This is a genomic window from Faecalibacterium prausnitzii, from assembly GCF_003324185.1.
Classification (GTDB): domain Bacteria; phylum Bacillota; class Clostridia; order Oscillospirales; family Ruminococcaceae; genus Faecalibacterium; species Faecalibacterium prausnitzii.
In genome coordinates, this window is record NZ_PXUP01000005.1 from 1 (window position 1) to 20,978 (window position 20,978).

A 20,978-nucleotide genomic window follows, 5' to 3' on the forward strand; every position below is an offset into this window, starting at 1 on the left:
TCAACTTCACGGACGATTCCAAAACCATCTCCCGTGAAGAGGTGTTGGGTTCGAGTGCTGTGGACAATGCTCCACCAAACGTAAGGCCGTTTACCTGAAAAGGTAAGCGGCTTTTTCTTGTACCTACGTGCTTTTTGATATACAAAAGTGAAACGGATTCACTTTTGCATGTTGATAATGAAACGTGTAGGAGGCCCCCTTTTCAGTCGTTTGTAGCAAGTTTGTAGCAGATCTGTAGCAAAATTCGGAGAGGAACGGCAAAATGACCTCAGAAACCCGATTTTTGCAGATTTTTGGGTATAAAATTTTATCCTTGAATTTTGTGCAGAATGACGACGGTGCTTTTCATTCGGATTCTGATGCCGTACAATAAAGGAAAAGATCATGGATGAAAGGAGAAATCGCTGTGCGCTACACCATCCGGCATTTTGATTTGCCGCTGTTTACCTTTGAAGCAAACATGGACAGTGCAGATACTGGCCTCCATATTATAAAAGTCTACGAAGAAAACCGTTCTTTTCTACCTTTGAATCTGACTGTATCAGAAGATGGTGTAGAACGCTGGCTGCGGCATCGCGCAATTCCGAAGAACCGAGCGTATGTAGACGCTCTGCTCTCTAAGGTGGGGCTTTCTTTGAATCGACCGCTTGGAATTATTGCAGCCAATAAAGGTCTTTCACTCAATGATTGCTTTTGGGTAGATGCAGAGGGCTCCGGTGACACCTTTGAAAAAGTAAATCTTTACGATAACCGATTCAGTCAGGTGCTGGCAGCAATCGCCTTTACAGGATATGGCAGCAGCATACGAACTTCGCTTGCGTCCTGCCCGGAGTTCTCGACCAACGGGATGCTGCCCAAATGCTGGCGCAGGCAAAACGGAAAAATCTATCTTTATAAAGGTGGCACGTCAGGGTTCAGCAATCTGGGGTTTGAACCGTACTCGGAAATGTATGCTTATCAAGTTGCACAGGTGATGGGCGTGAATGCGATTCGCTACACCCTGACAAAAGATCTGAAAAAGACGCTTTGTTCCAAGTGTGAGCTGTTCACCAGCAAAGAGCATTCTTATATTCCCATCGGACAGCTTGTGTCCAAAGGTGGAATAAAAGCAATTTTTGCGTATTATCAGACGTTAGGTCAGAACTTTGTGGATGCGCTGGAAGATATGCTGGTCTTTGATGCGATCATCTGCAATACAGACCGCCACTATGGAAATTTTGGTGTGCTGGTAGACAATAAAACCAACACGATTGCGGCCCCCGCACCGCTGTTTGACCACGGAAACTCGCTGTTCAGTCTGGGCGGAACGGATCTTTGGGACGATCAGAAAGCATTTGATGAGTATGCCCGTACACTGCTTCCGCTTGCATACGATGATTTCTTTGCAGCAGCAAAGAACGTAATGAAGCCTCGTCACCGTGCAATGCTCCATAAGCTGCTGGATTTCCATTTTGACCGCAGAGCGACACGTTATAATCTGCCGCCAAATCGCTTGAAGATGATCGAAAAAGAGGTACAGCGCAGAGCAAGAGTGCTTTTAGGGTAAAAAAGAAAACCGTCAAACGTGAGAGATTTCTCTCATGCGTTGACGGTTTTTCTTGTCAGTGGAGGGGATGGCTTTCCTTGAAAGTGGCGAAAAATTTTATTGAAAGACTCCAAAGAGAAACAACGAGTTAGATGTGGAAACGGCTACTTTTGAATTTTCTCGATGAGACACTCGTGTTTTTTGGTGGCTTTATCATAGTTGATGCCCACTAGCAGAAGGTTCCCTTGATAATCTTTCAAGGCGTTTCCATAGTGTTTCTCCTTGATTTGAGCAAGTGCACCAGATGCACTCTTGTTCCATTTCAGTTCGATTACTACTGCGGGCTTGTCTAGATGCATCCTGTGAGGAATCATACACACATCGGCAAAGCCTTTACCTGCAGGCAACTCCCGCACTATCGTGTAATACTCTCGTGCAAAATAGAAAGCCAGATTGATGATACAACTCAACGAATTTTCATCGTTATATTGAAGAACTGACACTTCTTCATGTGCTTTGTCAACTCCGGCGGCTACAGCATCCGCATCCATCGCCCATAGTGCTTCCAGCAGCCTGCGAGACGCTTCTATGGAATCCATTACACCGTGCCAGTTCATCGTGCTGAGGGCATTGACATATTCCTGCGAGACTTCCTTGTTGGGAATAGTCACGGATTCATCTATGCTATTGTAGGTCAGATAACCCAAATGCACCAGCAGGGTCAGAACATCGTCTTTGCTGGCAAAGGTGGTCATGTCATTGCTGAAAGTGCCCGTGTTGATTTTTATGGCTTCGCCTGCCAGCATTCGGACAACCGCATTCTGCAAGCCATCCATATCCATCTGGATATAAATTTTCAAGGCTTCATAGGTTTCGGTTTGGTTCCAATAAGTGCCGAATTTGTGCCGCAGCATCGCATCCACAACAGATTTAGGGCTGTACATGGAATAATGCTCATCTCCGGACCGCCGATGCGCAATCAGGTCATAGCCATCATACCATGCTTTGGCCTCCTCAAAGCTCATCTGATACTTTTCGCAAAGAGCAGACACTTCTGATTCGGTAAAGCCAAAATACTCTGCCAGTTCACCGGGATCGGTCATGGAATACTCAGTAAACATATTTAGTGCAGAGTGGGAGCCGTACTTTTTAATGGGTAAGATGCCTGTCATGTAGGCCAATGCAACGTAATCCTTGTCTTTGAGCCAAGCTCGCAGAAAGTCAAGATATTTCTTCTGCGCATCCTGATTTTGCTGGTATTCCCGAAACAGGCAATCCCATTCGTCAATCAAAATCACGAAAGAACGATTTGTTTTTGCATAAATGTCTTTCATGACCTGAATGAGGTTGTTTTTATCCCGAAAACGGACATTTTGAAAATGGTCCGTTAAATCAAATACAAGATATTTTTGCAGCATTGTTAGCATTTCATCCATGCTATGCGTCATGCTGAGAAATTCCTGCATGTTGACTTTGATTACGTCATACTGGTTGAGGTGCTGCTGATAAGATGACACATAGTGGATTTTCAAGGAACTGAACAACGATGCGGAATTCTCACCACGGTCATAGTAAGCGGCTAGCATATCGGCAGCCATCGACTTGCCGAAACGGCGAGGACGACTGACACAGATGAACTTCTGTCTGGTGTTCAAAACGGCATTGGTCTTTTCGATCAATCCGGTCTTATCTACATAGATTTCGGAGTTTAGGCTTTCCTGAAAGCCCTTGCTGCCCGGATTCAGATAGCTTCCCATATGATGCCTCCTATCCTGAAAATATCATTGTATTCATTATACTCTAATCCATCAGGAAGCACAAGAACGGGTTGATCAAAGCGAAAAGAAAACATCTTGTGTTGTGCATAGCGTAATTCTCATATAAAGCTCTTGCGTGCATACTCCTGCGGGAGTATAATTAGAGCGAGGAGGTGGTTCTGTGGAAAAAACAATTTATCACGGTTCGGATCATATTATTGAAAAGCCAAAGTTCGGCTATGGTAAGACCTATAATGATTACGGTGTTGGTTTTTACTGCACCGAGAATCCTAACATGGCAAAAGAGTGGGGCGTTGGCATCGATCACAATGGCTACGCTAACCGGTATAAAATCGAATGCGACGGTTTGACCATTCTGGATTTGAACGCTCCCGGTTACACGATGCTGCATTGGCTGACGATTCTTTTGGAGAACCGCGAATTCGATACTTCTGCCCCGCTGGCCGCAGAAGCCAAAGAATACCTGATGAACACTTTTCACCTCGACTATAAGTCTGCAGATATCATCATTGGCTACAGGGCAGATGACAGCTATTTTTCCTTTGCATCTGATTTTATCAACGGCGCAATCTCTTACCGCCAGTTGTGCAATGCCATGCGCTTGGGCAAGCTGGGGCAGCAGTTCGTGCTGAAAAGCAAAGCGGCCTTTGAACAGCTGGAATTTCTCGGCTATGAGACCGCAGACTCTAAAGAATGGTATAAGAAAAAGGCCTTCCGTGACCAGACAGCCCGCCGCCAATATTTTGACGTGGAGCGCAACCGCCGTCAGAGGGGAGACCTTTATATTACCACGATTCTCGACGAGGAGATGAAGCCCAATGATCCACGCTTACGATAAAAGCTATCTTTCTGCTGCACAGAAAAATCTTGCCCGGATGTTGGATTATCTTGTCAACGATCTGAATTATCCGTTGGAGACGGCATGGCAGTGGTTTCTTATCAGTAAGATGGCTTTTCGGTTTGAACAGGGGGATTGTTCTGTGTTGGTGGGCTTGTCCGGTGTAGAACTTGCCCGCGCTGTACTGGAGCAGGCGGGCGAAGTCGTGCCCATGCAGAAACCCTCGTATGCCTACGACCGCAGCCCGGAATACTGGACAGGTTGGGCTCTTGCCTATTACCAGTGGCTGACCAGTTTGTGCTTTGCGGAGATTGAACAGGCAGTGTCTATCACGGAGGTGCGGCTGCTGTATACGCCTTACCACGAGATGGATGTACGGCAGTTTGCAGACAAGATGAACGAGTTGTACCGTGTGGCAAAGCCGGAAACAAACCTGAAAGCCATGCGCACATTGGCCGGATTGAGCCAATCGGAACTGGCAGGACAGGCTGATGTGTCTGTGCGTACCATCCAGCAGTACGAACAGCGACAGAAGGACATCAACAAAGCACAAGCAGAAACGCTGCTTCGCCTTGCGCGTGCGCTGAATTGCAATGTGGAGGATCTGATGGAGAAAGTTTCACCGCTGAATTTTAAATAAGAATGAAGCGATGAGACCTGACACAGATTGTGCAAACAAAAAAGAAAGCTGCCATCCATGAGAGAAAGATTCTCACGGATCGGCAGCTTTTCTCTTTGAAGTTGTTATGCCTTCGTTGTGGTCAGAACTTCATCATTGACCAGCTGATTGGCCTTATCAAATGCTTCGATCATCTGGGTCGCTTTCGGATGGAGATAGACTTCATCCAGCGTTTTGGATTTGGGCGTGTGCCCGACAGCGCGTTTCAGGATATCCTTGTTGACGCCTGCGCGGTCACAAAGGCTGGCGTAGGTATGGCGGGTGGTGTAGGGCGTATAGGTGGCGAGCTTCCCGGCAAACTCCGGTTTGCGCTTACCATTTTCGTCGTAAGGATTCGGCTGGATGCCGATTTCCTCCAGAAAAGGATAGAACTTGCGGTTGCGCCAGTTCTTTTCGTTCCAGAAACCGCCTTTTCCATTGGGAAAGAGCGGACCGTTTTCCACAGAGGTGGCATACGCATGTTCAAAAACCGGAATGCCAAAGTCGAGAATGGGAATGATGCGGTTGCGTCCGGCCTCGGTCTTGCAGCCGCCGATCAGATAAGCACCGGATTCCGTGCGGTGAAAATCTTCGTGTTTGAAGTGCAGCAGCTCATAGATACGCACTCCGCAGGCCAGAAGAGCAATTACCATCTGCCCGGTGGGCGTGTCCTTTTGGCTCAGGATCAGCGTCACCTGTTCGTCCGTGAAAATCTCGCGTTCCGGAGATTTGCGTCCTTCGACTTTCAGGACAGATGCAAGGTTGGCATCCACGACACGCCAACCAATGGCTGTGCGATACAGCTTACTGATAAGAGTACGCTCTTTTTCCAACATACTTTGAGACAGGCCGTTATCGGCCATCTTGTCTAAGATGTTTTGAAAGTCCTGCGCATAGAGGGCGGCAATTTTGAAGTGCCACAGCGGACGGAGATATTTCCACGCAATGTCATAGAGCTCGCGAGCCTTATCGGACCGGCCCTTATATTCACGGGACTCTTTGAACATCCGGAAGCAGTCCTGCAGGGTAGAGTCCTGATAGGGTGTGGCCGGACGCTTCATCATCTCTGCGCGGACAGCTTCTGCTTCTTCACGGGTGACGTAGGTGCCAACAGCCTTCATGACTGTAATTCCGGTGTGAGGATCAGGGATCGGCATTCGGAGCAGCCATGGCTTCCGGCGTGTTCCGGACATTCGTGTGATGCTGCCATTGCCAGACGAGGCTTTCAGCCGGGGCGATTCTCGTTTGGCTGGAACGGCAGGTGGAGCTACTGCACCGGGGGATGGCGCTGTGCCAACGGGATGACCGCAGGCAGAGCAGAATTTAGCGGTATCTGAGATTTGATGACCGCAATTTTCACAGAACATAGATTTGAACCTCCTGCTTCAAAAAAATGCCCTCAGCATCGGAGGATACTGAGGGCGAACGGTTAGATCAGTTACGGGCGCGGGAGAGCTGGTAGTCCAGGCTCTGCTCAGCCGTGAGCCCCTTCTGGAGAAAGCGGATCACATTGGGGTAAAACACGTAGATACGTGATCCGTTCGGTACGTGACTTATGTAACCGGCGGCTACGAGATTGCGGAGACCGTGGTATGTTATATCATAACCTTCGCTCCGTGCACGGCGTGCGGCACCTGTTAGTGTAAGAAAATCCTGCGGCTTATTAACCATAATGTTTCTCTCCTTTCGCAAAATGATGGAAAGCACAGGTGGCTTTTCATAATAAGCATATCTTTTTGAGATATAGGACTCTTAAAGGGCGATTAAGGGTACCAGGGAAGATCTGGCATTTTTGAGAAGTCATAACGCTCCAAAGAATGCAAATCGGGTTGTACTTCCTCATATTGGGCGTTTAAAGGGGGAACGACATAGCCGCAGTTAAAAAATTGACTCTGGTCACGCAGCGTGATAGCACTACAATCGATGTATTCACAATCGCCGGAGTGGCAACATGGAGGCGTTGTAAAGTAAATTGGAGCGCCCATAGTGTTTTCCTCCTGAAATTAAAATTGAATGCGAAGCGGATTGCTTCATGATAAGCATATCTGCTTGAATTAGCGTACATTTTGCCTTATGGCGTGATAAGCGCTTGAAAGGAAATCTGCGCATCATCCTGTTGAATCAGTGAACTGAAATCCATGTTCGGGTAAGAAAAGGTTTCCGGTTGCACTTGTGCTGGTGGCCAAGAACAGTTATAATTACCGTAATACGAGTTCATAGGAACGGATGTAAAAACTGCAGATCGAAGCAGCTGCAGTTGCTGGGATTGACTTTGCTCTTGTGGAGCAGAAGATTTATCACGAAGATGCAGCGGTTCAATGGAAGGCTCCGAAGGCGAATCCGGCAGCAGAGGACAGGCGTTCTCCGTTACGGTTTCCGGTTTGCTGGGAGCGGCTTCTTCATCGTCACAGTCATCAAGAGCGTCCAACGGCAGAAGAAGGTCAATCTGCGCTGGGGGCAGGATCGGTTCTGTATCGGAAGGTACCGGAATCGCCAGCGGGCCATTGGCAGGAACGACATCCTCTGGTGACTTACTATGGACGACCAGTGGCTTGGTAGTCGGCGTATCAGAATCACCTACATAAACTGGGCCGGAGACCATGAACTCACCAACCTGAAGACTCTTTAGCATGGAAGTCAACTTGGTTCCACCTGACGAACTAATTAAACGGGCACACATACGAACCTCTTCATCCGCTGGCTGGAAACACATCATATATTTGCATTGCTGAAGCAAAATCCGTTGCTCAGACTTGAACACACGAATGCTCTGGGCAACCAGCAGTGCGTACAGACCTTGTTTGCGGCCCTCACAGAGGATTCGCCCCAGTGCGTTGGAAGAGCGCAGTGGATAGTTGCTTAACTCGTCCAGATACAAAAAGGTAGGCGAAAAATCCTCGCGGGTGGCTTCTCGTAACAGTGCTGCAAAAAGCACCTCTTCAACGATGTGTTGCGTGGATAACGAAAACGAGCTCAAATCCAGCAAGGTGATGCCGGGAGAAAACTCTATGTCACCATCCTCAAAAAGCTTTTGTGCAAATAGGGGTGCCAAGGCGTTTTCCAAACCGGGCGCAGAGCGTGAATGAGAACTCTTGATCTCCTGATGCAGGTATTCCAGCACTTCATTCGGAGCCGGTGAAGCGCGAAGCACCTCTTTTAAAAGAGACCGCAATAGCTGTTTTTGTGTATTCGACAGAGCGATAACGGATGTGATAGTATCAGCGAAAGATGCAGCCGCATCCGCTGGATTATCTGATGCCCCGAACAAATGCAGCTTGAGTGGCTTTTGAGATACGTCCTGACGATGTACATACGGTTCTAGTTCTACTGGAAAAGACACAGCGTGCCGGTGATCTATGACTACGATCCGAACACCTGACTCCAGCAGCCCCCTTATAATATTGTAGGAAAGAGTAGACTTTCCTACGCCGCTTTTTCCACAGATAAAAATGGAAGCGTTCCCCTCCTTGAGTTTTTCAACGATTGTAACGGCTTTTTGATAGGTAGAGCCTATTTTCAACTTCATGGTTCTGTCCCTCCTGTTTTAATCAGAATCTTCATATTCGGTTAAGCAACTGCACTTCAAAGTCAAGAGTCGAGCATCTACATAGGTTCCGCTGTTAATGCGAATCTTTTTGGCAGTGCTGAACTCAGAGAGCAGATGCTCACTTTGCAAACGCGAAATAACATCGGATGCACTATATCCCGGTGCATACTCATGGAGCAGAGACTTCAGCAAAGACCCTTTCAGAAGGAAAGCATCCTTTTTTTGGACGATGTCCCGTTCAGGGTCATAGCTGGAATCGACCTCTTCATAGCGTATAAAACGAATATCACCGGCTTCGCTTGCCGAAAAGAGTGCCTTGTGTAAAATTTCCTTTGCGTTGCAATCCAGCGAGCTGTCCCACTCGGATAAGCAATTATTGATGTATGCCTGACAGACCTCGTGTGTTGTTTGCGCTGAATCCGGCTGCTTAAGGAGTTTTAATGCCCAGCAAAGAACAGCGGATGAAACGCTTAGAAGCGCGATTTCATTCCGAAAGGCGCATTCTTCATCCAAGGAACCTAAAGCAGTTGTGTAGGATCGCTCAACGATGCGCTCAAAGGCATCTGGGTTGTGCTCAACAAGGGCACACAGCTTGCTAACAATTTCTGTCAGAGGCAGCGCGGCTGTATGGCTTTCCTCGTGAGGCAAGAACAGACAGTGCTTCTGCTGCAACTCAGTAATGCCGTTCGTAGATACGATAAGGCACAGCGGAAAACGAGGATCTGTTTTAGTCCGCGTAATCAGTGTTGCAAAATTCGTTTTTGAACGATAGTCGCCAACGGTAGCTGTGAGCATCGGATCGTCACCGTAGACTGGTAACAAAGCTGCGATACGGTACTGACCAAGCATCTGATCAAATTGCTTCGGCTTGTTGTCAACCGTTAACCTTATATGAAGAGGGAAATAGTTGCTAGATATTGCAAAAAGGTATTTACCACCATTGAACTTGTCCGACATTCGTGTCTTGAGAGTCGCCAAAATCTTTATTAGGACTAAGGGGATGGAGGTGCTTAGCAACGGGTCAGAGCAACAATCCTCTTTATAAGAAGTATAAATCCAGCGGTCGTCCAGATGAAACCAACCAATAGGCGGTATCAAGGCGGTTTGTTCAGTATCCAAGATGAAGCCTAAAAAACCAAAAAGTAAATCTAACTGCATCTTACTGTTCTCACTATAACAACAGCTTCCGCCAGCGGCGATAAACGCTTTATAGAATGCTTTAGCGGTGAATTTGTCTTTCTCAAATAACAGCCGGATTACAATACCGCGAGATCTTTTGAAAGATATCCCGATGAGATGTACTATTTTGCCATCAACGGTATACTCCTTGATTAAGATAGCGTGAAAGTCGTAACAGGTGGTGAGGCGTTTTTGGACACTATATTTATCGCCGAGATACCGAGTTTTACAGATTGCCGGACAACCACACTGGTCAACAAAGTATGAAACTGTGTCAAAGCGGTTAAAGGCTTTTTTGTACGCCTTTAGTTCCTCTTTTTCAGAAGAATTTACCCTTTGCAGGAGCAGCTTATCTTTCTGCTGGAACTGTATATCCTTTGCTTTCAAAAGAGATTGAACGGTTGCTTTGTCAAAAAACTGGTTGCCGCAGTCATCAAGAAAGCTGATGGCGGGAATCGGTTCCTCTTGAACCAGAGGATAAGGATTTTCAGAAAATACGCGATAATTCGACATGCTCATGATTCTGAGCCCCTTTCATTTTGATGACATAAGCATATCGAAACTGTGCCTTGAAATCACTAGGAGAACTATCGAAAAAAATAAAAATATTTTGGATATAGTTTTACTTGAAAACGGATGAACATTGTGCAAGGGAGGAAATGCAAGATGCCTGACCGGATGAGCAATATTGTTTTGTTTGAAACGGAAGAAGAAGTAAAGGCGTATAAATCAGTACTTGAAAAGTGCTATGGAATGAATGTGGAAGTCTATGTAAGGTGCCTTCAAGAAAAATTTCCAAAACTGGAAGAATGTAGCATTGAAAGCCAATCAAGAGTCATTGTGATAAAAGCATTGACAACAGCATGGCTTGTTACAGGTATGCAGCGGACAATTGATCAAAAAAACTTAAGTCAGTGTGATGCGGAAAGAATGATTATGAGCAACACATTGGCGTGTGTTGCATTGTCAATAAAATATTTGTGCGCTCCCCAAATTGAGTTTGCTCAAGTTATCCAGGAAATACTAAAAAAAGATTTCGGTGGAGTATCAAAAAATGAATCTGTAGAAGAATACATAAAAAATTATAACGAGAATAGAGAGCAGCTTATAGGGTCTATGGATAAAGATGCTTCGTTCTGTCCGCCGATTTTATATGCGCCAAGCACAGATGAAATCAATGGTTTTGCATTATCAACTACAAAAAAGCTAGTTGAAAGAATAGGAATATATTTTCCAGAAAAAGTTGAAAAACAAAAAAGCAAAAAAACAGAAAGAACAAAAGATAAAAGTGGTGTTGTTGAGTTTGCGGCAAAAATGGAAAGATGGAGATCGACAGGGGAATCATATAAAAGTAAACTAAGTACACGGTTGAATGAACTTTACAGAAAAATTATTGAGAATGCTTATAATGCTAAGAAACAAAGAGTTGAAGGAAGTTCTGTAAGTGAGAAGGTCGTAGCTTACTATGCGGAAGAGTCTATATTTCGCTATGATACAATTTTGAATGTTGCAGAAAATCTAAATAACGCTCTTTTGAATAAAGACTTTAGTTATCAAAAGCTGGAAGAACAAATCCAAAAGACGATTCGGAGGCCGATAGCATTTTATATCCGAGAATTTGACCAGGTGGAGTTACTCGATTCAGAAGATACAGTATTGCAGTTTTGTGATTATATGCGGACTGTGATGTTCTTGATTATTGAGGGAATAAGCTGGTTGGAGACATATGATTCCAGAATAGAGTGTGCTACTAAGTTGATTTGTGATTATATTGATAGAAATTTTGAAAGACTTTTTGGAAAAGCATATGATAGTTTGGAAGGGAAAGGCGCACAAGACAATAAGGCTCATAAAATAAAAAAATGCCCAACGAATCGGGTGTACATATTGAATTTTATAATTGAATTGTATTCAGTGAATAATCGATACTACAAGAATGGCTGGGCGAACAGTTACGGGTGGTTTATCAAGCAAATTGGATTGGATCTTGGGTATAAAAATTCAGAGTTGGAGATTGAGGATGAGTCGATGATGTTTTCGGAAAGAATGTATGGGATGAGATATGATCCAGAGAAAAGAAAAATAAAAAGATGGAATCCGAAAAGTGAAGAGGGAGAATGGCAAGATATCTCGGCAGAGGTGATAAATCAACTTGCAACCGAAATATATAAAGAGTGTTATTATGGCATGTATGGATCAGATAATGACAAGGAATTCATGTGTCGTAAAATATGGCGAAAAAACGTGAAGAACAATATATGCGGGGACTTAAAGTTTCTTGGAATTGACCTCACACCGGAAGAACTAGAAAAATTAAATGATGAGAGCGATTATCCAGAAGGATATATTGAAGGTGTACTGTGGGCACAAAAGCAAATTGATGAGGGCGGTGTCTTTTATAGTGTCTTCGGATGAAGATTCACTGAAGGAGGAAAGTTGATTTTGACTCAATTGATATAGTGCGATTAAGAGCATGTAATCAAAGGGGATTTTCGACATATTCAGAAAAAAATTAATTCAAAGTGCTCTAAAATTCCGGGCAGAGGCAAAATTTCAGAGCAAAATTTTTCTAATTGTCGAAAATGCTTCTGTTGAAAGTAAATAGGAGATAACGAAAGGGGCGATCACGCAAGTGGTCGCCCTTTCTCTGTATCTGGTGTGATTTGACCTTCGGCAACATTATAGTAACCCACCAAAGGAGGATTTGCCGTTATGTTTGATTGCTATGACACTTTGATCACCCCAGAAGAAGTCGCTGATATGCTGGGATGCGGTATGAACACCACCTATAAGCTTTTGAAGTCGGGAAAGATAAAAGCTATGAGGATCGGCCGATCTTGGAGGATTCCTAAGAGAGCGGTACAGGAATATATTGTACAGGAATCTCACATGAAATCAGTTGGGTGGTAACATGAAAAAACCCACATGGATGATGTTCCATGTGGGTTTTCTATTGCCTGAAAGTAGTGCTTGATGGAGTGATGTACATACGGGTAATCCAATGTTAATGCTAAATAATGTATAGAGCAGAAGGAAGGTGAAAGTTAATCTTTATTAATGACACTAACATTAGGATAAAGCGGCTGAATGGAATAGTTGTAGTACAAACAGTCGCACAAGAGCAGCCGAATGTGTAGTGTATATACATTTGGCTATTCTTGCTAGGAGGGGGAGGCGGATGCCGTCATAAATAATATTTTATTCTATAAATTCTCATCTATATTTTCAATGATATTAATTTATCTTTATGAAATATATGAATAGAAAGAAGGTGATTATAATGGGAAATATCTTTAGTATACGATTGACAGATGAAGATAAAATTCATCTACAACAGAGAATGGATGAAACTGGTAAAAATGCAACAGAAGTATTTAAGAGCGCAATCTACTTTACTGAAATAGATGCAGACCTTGTTGATGAAATTATATCTAATATTGGATATTATGCGAGTGAAAAAGATCTGGAAGGGATAAAAGAGGAGGTTCATAGATATGTGTTATATCGAACTCAAAAATGATAAGTATGAAACTTCGGAGGACTTAAAACATTTATTGCAATATATTCTTAGATTAGATAAGACAGCAGAAGATAGTCAAAGAGCGAATACTATAACAAATACCTTGGCAGGTTGTCAGCCAGCGATGATTCCCAATGAATATTTGTGTGATCCAAGTGCCGTTTATAACCTGATGCTTTTTGAAGTCAGGAGAAGACATAAAGGTATTCCGCAGTTTGCAAAACACCGCATTGTTTCCTTCGCAGCAACAGATTGTATTTTGCCACAGGATGTAGTATCTCTAGCAGAAAGAATAGCAAGTATCTATGCGAAGAAAGGTTATATTACAGCCTATGGAATTCATGCGGATAGATTTAATGTACATATTCATTTTGCAGTTTGTGCAGTATCATTTCAAACACAGAATATGTTTCATATTCAATGGAAAACTGAACGGAAAATGCTTGAGATGGTAACAAATCAATGGAAATTTGAGTTTGACGAACTGCTTCAAAATAATATCCAAATGAGGCAGTCAAGAGAAGCTGCATTGTATGGTGACGATATCGTTCGATACGGAAGCGTTCCGATAACTGCAAAAGGTCAAATGATTCAGAACATAAAATCAAAGCGCAAATAAGAAGGGAGAATACAATGGATAAGTTTGATGAAAAAGTTATCGGTTACGAATCTACGAAAGAGATTCTGCGTCAGATTCTGGATATTCTAAAAAGACCGGAGGTTTATAAAAGAAAGGGCATTTCTATTCCAAGAGGGCTGCTGATGGAATCTGATCCCGGTCTTGGAAAAAGTCTGCTGGCATCTATCCTGATGGAGGAATCTGAACGAAAGCCCTTTGTTTTTCGTAAAACCAGTCAGGAAAACAGTTTTCTGGATGAATTAAGGGCTGTATTTGCTATGGCAAAGGAGGAAGCACCTAGTATACTGCTCCTAGAAGATTTGAACCTCTATGTAGAATCCACCTCTCCCTATGCTCCGGAATGGGCTTGTCTGCAAGCCTGTATTGATGATACAAAGGACACAGATCTTTTTGTGATTGCTACTACTAACGATACAAGGTATATGCCACCATCCCTGTTGAGACCGGGTAGATTTGATTATGTGATCTATCTGCAACCTCCGATTGGAGAGAATGCAGAGAACATTGTCAGCTACTATCTCAGGGATAAAGATTTGGCAGAGGATGTGCTGATCTCAGATATCGTCAAGGCTATGCCCAAGGTAAGCTGTGCTACACTGGAAACGGTAATGAACCTTGCTGCGCTGAACAGTGTCTACCAAAGTCATGAGCACATCCAGAAGGAAGATATCATAGAAGCTCTTCTTCAGGTGGTATATAAACTCCAAAAGACGGATAAGGAAACCGACTCCACAGAGTTGCAGAAGATTGCAGTACATGAAGCTGCCCATGCAGTGGTCGGAGAAGTTCTTCACCCCGGAAGCATTGGAATTGTCACGGTTCGCGGAAGCCAAGGTGTGATCGGTGGTATGGCAAATGGCTGTGCTACTTATGCACAAAATGAGGAGGAATTTCTGGATGAAGTGACCAAAACATTGGCAGGCAGAGCGGGTGTGTCTCTGATCTATGGTGTTATGGATATTCAGGCATCGGCCGATATAGAGCAAGCAGATAAGCTCATGGATATTTGGCAGTGTCACTTTGCAGGTGGTGGCTTCGTAGGAATTGAATCAGGGGACAACAGAATGTCCGAGCAGAGACTTTCTTATAATGAAGCCATCAAATCAGCAAAACTGGAAGAACTTTACCGCAGAGCATATAAGATTCTCCATGACAACAGGGATTTCCTCCTTGCTGTCCAGAAAGAGCTTCTGGAACATGAAACGCTGCTGATCAGTGATCTGGCAAAAATTCGGGAATCTTGTATCTAAAACCTGTTATTCAAAATGATAAAACGGTCAAGTCCTTCATGGGCTTGACCGTATTTTGCTGTGGAATAGTTGAATTTTATCTTATATAAGAAGCTACAAAAACATAGTCCGTGAGTGAGACGCGCGTGTCGAAAGTGAATTTTTGCAAGCGCCCCTATAGCACACCCATTCTGAAAATGGGTGTGCCGTGAGAGGGTGCTCGCGGAAATTCGCTTTTGACACAAGCGGCTCACGAGCGGAAAAATTTTATACCTCTTCCTTTATATATAGGAAGGAACGCAGCATTTGAGAGACCGCAGTTCTTTGAGCAGGAGAGAGTTTAGCCCAGAGATCAAGAATTTCCTTTTGATCGGGGGTTAAGTAAACAGAGTCTTCCTCCTGAAAGAACTGAGAAAGCGAGATACCAAGGCCGGAGCAGATTTTCTCAAGAGAAGCTACATTGGGTTGAAGATTCCGTCTGCGCCATGTAGAAATGGTAGATTGTGTCAAGCCAGAATTTTCTGCGAGGGCATACTCAGACCAGCCACGGGCAAGGCGTTCCCGCTCAATACGGCCTAGGATATCAAATGTGGGCTTCTCTCGTTCCATGGTTTAGCCTCCTTGGATAAATCGTAGTGTGTACTTACGATTTTATCTTTTGAAGTCTTGACTGGTAATTAGATAAGTCGTATACTAGCAATAGCATAAATCGTTATGTTCTACGAAAAAACGCTCGGCATCACCGGCCTTTCTGTTACTATTGTAAAGGACATACAGGCTTTGAAGGAATAGCAATCAAAGATGTTGCATAGACTGCGGCACATGAAACAGTTTATACAGTTGTCGGCGGACAGCATTGGTGTGGCTGCGATTCGTGAAAGCCGGGGTACGATTGGTAGAATGGCAAACAACTATGTTGCTTATGCCTACTCTATATAAAGATAACCGGACGAAGAGCAAACGTCCGACAAGGAGGTATAACATGGTTAAGTCGGAATTATATTCAAATCTAAAACAGGCTATTGACATGCTGGACGGATTACTGATTCCGGAAGGTTCTAAGGAACTATCCTATTGGGGTTCAGAAGAGGATGAACTGAATCTGCTACAAGAGGAAATCAGTGCATTGGACTATTCCTGTTTGGATGAAGTCTATCATGGCGGCTTGAAAGAAGTGATAAATGATAATCTCAGTCCGGCTGAAAACGCGTTGATTTCGGGTGTGGGCCTTCTGGATGAGTACGGTCTGTCCGAAGAAGAGTTCCGTGAATGGCTTGAAAAACAGCCTGAGGTCTATAGTTTGCTGCTTGGAATCCTGATAACAGGCAAATGGCCAGACTACAGCCAGTGGAAGAAGATGGAAGACTATTTTGAGGAAGAGTATCGGCAGGAACTTTTTGATCCGGCGAACATCAATATCTCCCCCAAAAGTGGAATAAGGTTTGCGGAGGAAAAGCCTGAGGATGGAAGTCAGAGCTTTTACTACCTCCAAAAGGTGATCGTGTTCGATAAATCATTCGATGCGTATAATGGTGTCGCACGGGAATTGAAGCCGATTTTGCAGGAGGCACGTAAATTTTATCTGGATAAACAAGCAGAAGCTTTAAACAACCCGGGTGCTTGTGGTGACCATTTTTATGAAACGATGCTGACCTTTGCACAAGCATTCAAGGAGGCGCAGGAAAGCATTCTGCGTGCTACTACGAGCGGCCTGCGCCGCCGCAGCGTGAAAGCGGATGTGATCCAGAATTTCCGTTTGAAGTATAGGGAAATTGCGCAGGAATCTTGCCGGGATTTCCTGCATGTGTTTGAGCATATGATTGAACTGTACGAGCAGTTCTATCCTGAAAAAGAACAGGGACGTCATGAATATATCGACTATATTTCGGCACTCCGCAGTGGGCAGCGGAATCTGGAAATTGCGGTATCAGATCTTTCACAGTTCCAAAAAAATGCACTGTACACAGCAAACAAAGCAGCGACTTCTGCGGTGAACCGATTTGCCAACTCTTTTATGGATTCTGCACATGCAAGTAAAGAACAAAGGGCCTTTGCGGAAAAATTAAAAGCTGTGTTTGATACAGAGCAATACGAACGGGCCATTGATATGATCTTCCGGGCGTTTGGGGATAATGTTGACATTGAGTATACCGATTCGCTTGGAATAGAAACGGATATTCTGGTCAGTGCACAGCAGGAGAAAAATATATGCGAAGAATTGGTAGATATTTTTGACCAAGGTAGCATTGATAAGAACACGATAGCGGAGTTCTTGAAAACCTATACCATGCAGTATCCATATGATGCAAATCTCTATGCAATCGCATATCTGTATTTTGGCAGTGGGGCGGGAGATTTGGAGGATATTACAAAATACCTTGGTATTTACGATTCGTTTGTGGACTGCGCAAAAGAAATCTGTATTTTCAAACTGAAATATCAGATGAATCTGGATATGGAAGGGAACAACCTAGAACAGTTGGAAGCAGATGTGCAGTTTGCAAAACGGCTTGTCAAAAAGTATGCACTGTTGCAAACCGAACTGGAACCGTATGCGATTCGGATGCAGTCAGAACTTGGCGGCAAAAAGTATACGGCGACTCACCCCAAAGAGGAAACTCAGTGCTTCTACAAGATAATGGCTGATAAGCAACTGACCAAGGGAGATGCGCTGTACTTAAAAGGCTCAGAAGAATTTGAAAAATACTATGCAAAGTATGCAGGTGATGTTGACCAGGAAGCTAACGGCCCAATTGCTGCTTTTTACAGCGACTTTCTTGCTTTTACGCCGGAAAAACTTTATTGCATTATTCGCGGAAAAGATATGGATGACGACACGGTTGCAGTAGATTATGATGAACTAAAACTATCCGGCTATACAGTGATGACTCTTCCGGATGAAGATCGAATGAGTGGCAATGTTTGCGAGCTTGGAACATATCGATTCGGTTACAGCGGCGATTGCGATTTCTTGAGACATTTGAAGTTCTGGTCAGCAACCAAGAAGGTAAAAAAACTACTGGCAGAACTCCCGGAAAATGAGACATGGGATATCCCGGCAATGGAGAACAATGAAACCATCATTAAATTGCTGAGAGTGCTTGTAGATAATTTTAATATTGAACTGTATAAAAACCTTTATACGAGAGAAATCGAAAATAACACGGAAAACGGTAGATGCATGTTTATGAGCCATGACATTAAATGCAGTCAGGCAGACTACTTTACGGAGCCGGAAATCAGCAGGTTGCTTAAAATATTATCTCCATTAGACAAGAGCACGCTGGAAGAACTGCTGATAGATCCAAAAGAACGTGCCGCAAAAAGGGCGAAAACTGCGGCTGAACGCAAAGAATTTATGGATTTCTGGTCGGCAGAGTCGTTGGAAAAGCATTTGCAGAATCCGGACGTGAATATTTCTGCACTGGCTAAAATTGAGTGTTATCTTTATAAGGCGCTGGACGACAGAATGGGGGACATCTCCGAGTGCCAAAACTATTATTCTTTGTATACAGAAGCAGAGAGGGATGTAGCACAGAAAAAAGTCAATTTTATATGTACATGGATCAAAGAGCATCCGCTGGATTTTGACTGGACGGATGAGATGGAAGAGGCAAACCAGCAGGTACAGTATCAAATCTATGCCAACAAGATGCTTTCGTATCTGAAGAAGAACGCTTCAGCGAAAGAGCAGTTTGATACAGCTGTAAGATTTGCCATTCAGTATGATGTGGTTGATGAAAATAATAATGTCGTAACATCGTATGAGCCTAAAATTAAATTTACCATGTCGCTGCTTGCAAATCTTGAACTGAAAATCATTTTCGGAACTGTTCCGGACGCGTTGGAATGTCACTCCTATGAAGAAGCCGTGGAACATCGTAATCAATTTTATGAAATCGTGAAAAAGTATTCACTGGGTGAAGTAACAGGCAATCAGTGTGTGTTGAACAAAATGTATGATGATATGTTTGCACAGAAGGGGTCGTATGCTTTTTACATCCAATGGTTGAACAATGAATTCCCCAGTGAAGTGGAGTACCAGAAAAAACTACAGGAGACAAAGGGGCTTAAAAAGATTCTTGTGATGGCAACTAAGCCGAATCACTTGGCGACAATTGAATAATTTTGGGAGGTAGTTTCTCATGGCAATGATTTCTGTAGAATGTCCGGATTGTGGTCGTGTGTTGATGCGTCTGCCCGCGACAGGTGGAACGAACCAAACCAAAATGTGCACAGGGTGCAAAAATCGCTTTCGTGTGATTAAAGATGCGCGTACTGGCAGCATTAGAGTAGAACGTGCATAACAAAAAATAAAAATGTGCAGGGTAGCAGCAATGCCGCCCTGCACATTTTTGTTAAGTAAAGGACTTGAGCACTTTTTTCAGTGCTTCACGCTGCTCCGGGGAAAGCTGAGCCAGAAGTTCTAAAAACTCCTGCTGCTCCTCCGGGGTAAGCCTGCTCTCCGGCTCAGAATGATTTTGGCGGTTCATAAAAGATACTTGCTCCTTTCGGCAAATCCTGTTCAGCTATCAGTTCGGCACGAATCTGACGCTTATATTTATAATAGGTATTCCGGGCAAGACCTGTGAGCTTCATGCACTCGGCATCGTCAAGTGTGCCGCCAAAGGTCTTGCAGTGGGTGCGGATGATCTGCTTAGCTTCTCTGGATTTTTTCGTTTCAAAGCCAACACCCTTTTTGCGGCCAACCTGCTTGCCGTTCAATCGGGCGGTCAAAAGACCCTCACGGGTGCGCTGGTGCAGATCGGCAACTTCTTTTTCGGACTGCTCAAAGGCCAGCTTGATCTGCTCCTTTGCCAAGGCCATCAGATATTCGTTGATGCCCTTTAAGATGAAGTCTACATTTGTCCCTGTCATGGCAATGCTGCCGGACAGAGCTTTTTTGTAAGTTTCAGTGTCGATGTGGTGTTCTTTCAAAAACACCAGTTGGATGCCCTTGTGGTAAAGGCCTTCGTACAGAGCAAAACCCTCTTCTGCATTTCTGGACATCCGGGACACCGAATCGAACACCACCGTATCTCCTGCTTTTAGAACCCGGTAAAGCTTCAGCCACTCCGGGCGAAAGATAGATGTACCGGTGTAGGCTTCCTGCACGATATGGGCAGTCGGGTACTCGGCCTTGATGTTGCGGATCTGACGGTCAATGCTCTGCTTTGCCGTGGAGATGCGGCAATAGCCATAGATGTTCATGCGTCTCCTTTCTGGCTCAAAGATAACGAGCGACATTTTTAAGACTGTGTTTTGTACCTTGAAATGGTCTGAAAACGGCTGATTTTAATACAAAACAGAATATACGGTATTTTTAATACAGTTTTAGTGGGCATAGGCAGTCATAAAATCAGAAATGGTAGTGCACGGTTTGTGATTGGCGGTGTCCTCGCCATCCAAAGGAGCGTAGTTCCAGTCGGTGTCCTCGTCAATATATCGCCGCCCATCATCCGGCAGTTCCAGCGGTTCCGCAAGAATAATGGTGCCCCAGTGGTTGACCATCACAAAGGGCGCGATCTCACAAGGGATGCCCCGGCACTCGTCATCATGCCGAACATCGTAGGCGTACAGACCATCCGGAATGGTATCTCTCTTGATGCGGATGCTGGTGAACAGCGCAGGCTTTCCGCAAACTGTAATCTCCTCGTAGTGTTCGGTCATTGCATGAAAGGTCATAAGATGTTCCTCCTTAAATTTCAATGATAAAAGCTCTAAACTTCTCTTTGTAGAAATCCATTGCACTCTGCGGCAGGGAAGTCAGATTCCCTTCGTTGTCACATCCGGCCAGAAATCCCGGCCCGGCAAGAACATCGGCTCCATCCCACAGCGGACGATTGAGCGGCAGGCCAAGCAGCTTGCCTTCATCATTGCAGACCAGTGTGACCGCTGAACCGGTGTCACTCAATGTGATGCATTCAATCAGCCCGCCTACAAAGTTCTGCATGGCTTCAAGGGTGTTGTCCAGTTCGATCTCCTTTGGCAACTCCATTGGCAGGAGCGCAAGGACTTTGATTTTTTGTTCTTCCATTGTGTATCTCCAAATAAAAACAGGACA

The 20,978-nt window shown here is 44.4% G+C and carries 21 protein-coding genes and 1 pseudogene; 10 read left to right on the forward strand and 12 right to left on the reverse strand.

All coding sequences use genetic code 11. From position 1 onward, the window contains the following. Nucleotides 1-388: 388 nt before the first annotated feature. Nucleotides 389-1,546 carry an XRE family transcriptional regulator gene (locus C7J97_RS04550; protein ID WP_113992253.1) on the forward strand — a complete coding sequence of 386 codons (1,158 nt, stop codon included), beginning with the start codon at nucleotides 389-391 and terminating at the stop codon, nucleotides 1,544-1,546. Between the two features lie 143 nt (nucleotides 1,547-1,689). On the opposite strand, the gene C7J97_RS04555 is transcribed toward C7J97_RS04550, so the two are convergent. Continuing rightward, entirely contained in the window at nucleotides 1,690-3,282 is a 1,593-nt protein-coding gene (locus C7J97_RS04555; protein WP_113992252.1) for an AAA family ATPase, read from the reverse strand. 181 nt (nucleotides 3,283-3,463) lie between these two features. On the opposite strand from C7J97_RS04555, the gene C7J97_RS04560 reads away from it, so the two are divergent. Further along, nucleotides 3,464-4,141 (forward strand): DUF3990 domain-containing protein, encoded by a 678-nt coding sequence (locus C7J97_RS04560; protein WP_181823389.1) that lies wholly within the window; start codon nucleotides 3,464-3,466, stop codon nucleotides 4,139-4,141. Continuing rightward, complete coding sequence (locus C7J97_RS04565; protein WP_113992251.1) at nucleotides 4,122-4,781, forward strand: helix-turn-helix domain-containing protein; 660 nt, start codon at nucleotides 4,122-4,124, stop codon at nucleotides 4,779-4,781. The genes C7J97_RS04560 and C7J97_RS04565 overlap by 20 nt, the downstream gene beginning before the upstream one ends. A 104-nt stretch (nucleotides 4,782-4,885) precedes the next feature. On the opposite strand, the gene C7J97_RS04570 is transcribed toward C7J97_RS04565, so the two are convergent. From C7J97_RS04570 to C7J97_RS04585, 6 genes and pseudogenes are all read right to left on the reverse strand, one after another. Continuing rightward, nucleotides 4,886-5,956 carry a tyrosine-type recombinase/integrase gene (locus C7J97_RS04570; protein ID WP_242983435.1) on the reverse strand — a complete coding sequence of 357 codons (1,071 nt, stop codon included), beginning with the start codon at nucleotides 5,954-5,956 and terminating at the stop codon, nucleotides 4,886-4,888. A gap of 144 nt (nucleotides 5,957-6,100) precedes the next feature. Further along, nucleotides 6,101-6,166: pseudogene (locus C7J97_RS15615) on the reverse strand (zinc-ribbon domain-containing protein); the annotation flags it as partial. A gap of 67 nt (nucleotides 6,167-6,233) precedes the next feature. Then, nucleotides 6,234-6,470, reverse strand: coding sequence for a hypothetical protein (locus C7J97_RS04575; protein ID WP_113992249.1), 237 nt, complete (start codon nucleotides 6,468-6,470; stop codon nucleotides 6,234-6,236). Nucleotides 6,471-6,562: 92 nt separating this feature from the next. Further along, nucleotides 6,563-6,784 carry a hypothetical protein gene (locus tag C7J97_RS14805; RefSeq protein WP_147232748.1) on the reverse strand — a complete coding sequence of 74 codons (222 nt, stop codon included), beginning with the start codon at nucleotides 6,782-6,784 and terminating at the stop codon, nucleotides 6,563-6,565. An 86-nt stretch (nucleotides 6,785-6,870) separates the two neighbouring features. Further along, nucleotides 6,871-8,325, reverse strand: a complete 1,455-nt coding sequence (locus C7J97_RS04580; protein WP_113992248.1) for an ATP-binding protein — start codon at nucleotides 8,323-8,325, stop codon at nucleotides 6,871-6,873. A gap of 18 nt (nucleotides 8,326-8,343) precedes the next feature. Next, nucleotides 8,344-10,044 carry a hypothetical protein gene (locus C7J97_RS04585; protein WP_113992247.1) on the reverse strand — a complete coding sequence of 567 codons (1,701 nt, stop codon included), beginning with the start codon at nucleotides 10,042-10,044 and terminating at the stop codon, nucleotides 8,344-8,346. A gap of 147 nt (nucleotides 10,045-10,191) precedes the next feature. On the opposite strand from C7J97_RS04585, the gene C7J97_RS04590 reads away from it, so the two are divergent. From C7J97_RS04590 to C7J97_RS04610, 5 genes are all read left to right on the forward strand, one after another. Further along, the gene (locus C7J97_RS04590) at nucleotides 10,192-11,940 is read left to right on the forward strand and encodes a hypothetical protein (protein ID WP_113992246.1); all 1,749 of its coding nucleotides are present in this window, start codon (nucleotides 10,192-10,194) and stop codon (nucleotides 11,938-11,940) included. 297 nt (nucleotides 11,941-12,237) lie between these two features. Then, complete coding sequence (locus C7J97_RS04595) at nucleotides 12,238-12,435, forward strand: helix-turn-helix domain-containing protein (RefSeq protein WP_113992245.1); 198 nt, start codon at nucleotides 12,238-12,240, stop codon at nucleotides 12,433-12,435. Between the two features lie 370 nt (nucleotides 12,436-12,805). Further along, complete coding sequence (locus C7J97_RS04600) at nucleotides 12,806-13,045, forward strand: antitoxin (protein ID WP_242983436.1); 240 nt, start codon at nucleotides 12,806-12,808, stop codon at nucleotides 13,043-13,045. After that, entirely contained in the window at nucleotides 13,020-13,664 is a 645-nt protein-coding gene (locus C7J97_RS04605; protein ID WP_113992243.1) for a relaxase/mobilization nuclease domain-containing protein, read from the forward strand. Before C7J97_RS04600 ends, C7J97_RS04605 begins: the two co-directional genes overlap by 26 nt. 14 nt (nucleotides 13,665-13,678) lie before the next feature. Continuing rightward, complete coding sequence (locus tag C7J97_RS04610; RefSeq protein WP_113992242.1) at nucleotides 13,679-14,935, forward strand: AAA family ATPase; 1,257 nt, start codon at nucleotides 13,679-13,681, stop codon at nucleotides 14,933-14,935. 246 nt (nucleotides 14,936-15,181) lie between these two features. On the opposite strand, the gene C7J97_RS04615 is transcribed toward C7J97_RS04610, so the two are convergent. Next, nucleotides 15,182-15,523 carry a helix-turn-helix domain-containing protein gene (locus C7J97_RS04615; RefSeq protein WP_113992241.1) on the reverse strand — a complete coding sequence of 114 codons (342 nt, stop codon included), beginning with the start codon at nucleotides 15,521-15,523 and terminating at the stop codon, nucleotides 15,182-15,184. A 373-nt stretch (nucleotides 15,524-15,896) separates the two neighbouring features. On the opposite strand from C7J97_RS04615, the gene C7J97_RS04620 reads away from it, so the two are divergent. Both C7J97_RS04620 and C7J97_RS14970 read left to right on the forward strand, forming a co-directional pair. Further along, nucleotides 15,897-19,040 (forward strand): hypothetical protein, encoded by a 3,144-nt coding sequence (locus C7J97_RS04620; RefSeq protein WP_113992240.1) that lies wholly within the window; start codon nucleotides 15,897-15,899, stop codon nucleotides 19,038-19,040. A 19-nt stretch (nucleotides 19,041-19,059) separates the two neighbouring features. After that, nucleotides 19,060-19,221 (forward strand): hypothetical protein, encoded by a 162-nt coding sequence (locus C7J97_RS14970; protein ID WP_170126634.1) that lies wholly within the window; start codon nucleotides 19,060-19,062, stop codon nucleotides 19,219-19,221. Between the two features lie 51 nt (nucleotides 19,222-19,272). Here C7J97_RS14970 and C7J97_RS15475 read toward each other — a convergent pair whose 3' ends face one another. The 4 genes from C7J97_RS15475 to C7J97_RS04635 all read right to left on the reverse strand — a co-directional run bounded on the left by C7J97_RS15475 (nucleotide 19,273) and on the right by C7J97_RS04635 (nucleotide 20,951). Then, nucleotides 19,273-19,407, reverse strand: coding sequence for a hypothetical protein (locus C7J97_RS15475; RefSeq protein WP_275689137.1), 135 nt, complete (start codon nucleotides 19,405-19,407; stop codon nucleotides 19,273-19,275). Beyond that, complete coding sequence (locus C7J97_RS04625; RefSeq protein WP_173012403.1) at nucleotides 19,385-20,125, reverse strand: recombinase family protein; 741 nt, start codon at nucleotides 20,123-20,125, stop codon at nucleotides 19,385-19,387. The genes C7J97_RS15475 and C7J97_RS04625 overlap by 23 nt, the downstream gene beginning before the upstream one ends. Nucleotides 20,126-20,248: 123 nt before the next feature. Further along, nucleotides 20,249-20,599 (reverse strand): LPD28 domain-containing protein, encoded by a 351-nt coding sequence (locus tag C7J97_RS04630; RefSeq protein ID WP_097782641.1) that lies wholly within the window; start codon nucleotides 20,597-20,599, stop codon nucleotides 20,249-20,251. Between the two features lie 13 nt (nucleotides 20,600-20,612). Next, entirely contained in the window at nucleotides 20,613-20,951 is a 339-nt protein-coding gene (locus C7J97_RS04635) for a DUF3846 domain-containing protein (protein WP_113992238.1), read from the reverse strand. Between the last annotated feature and the right edge of the window lie 27 nt (nucleotides 20,952-20,978).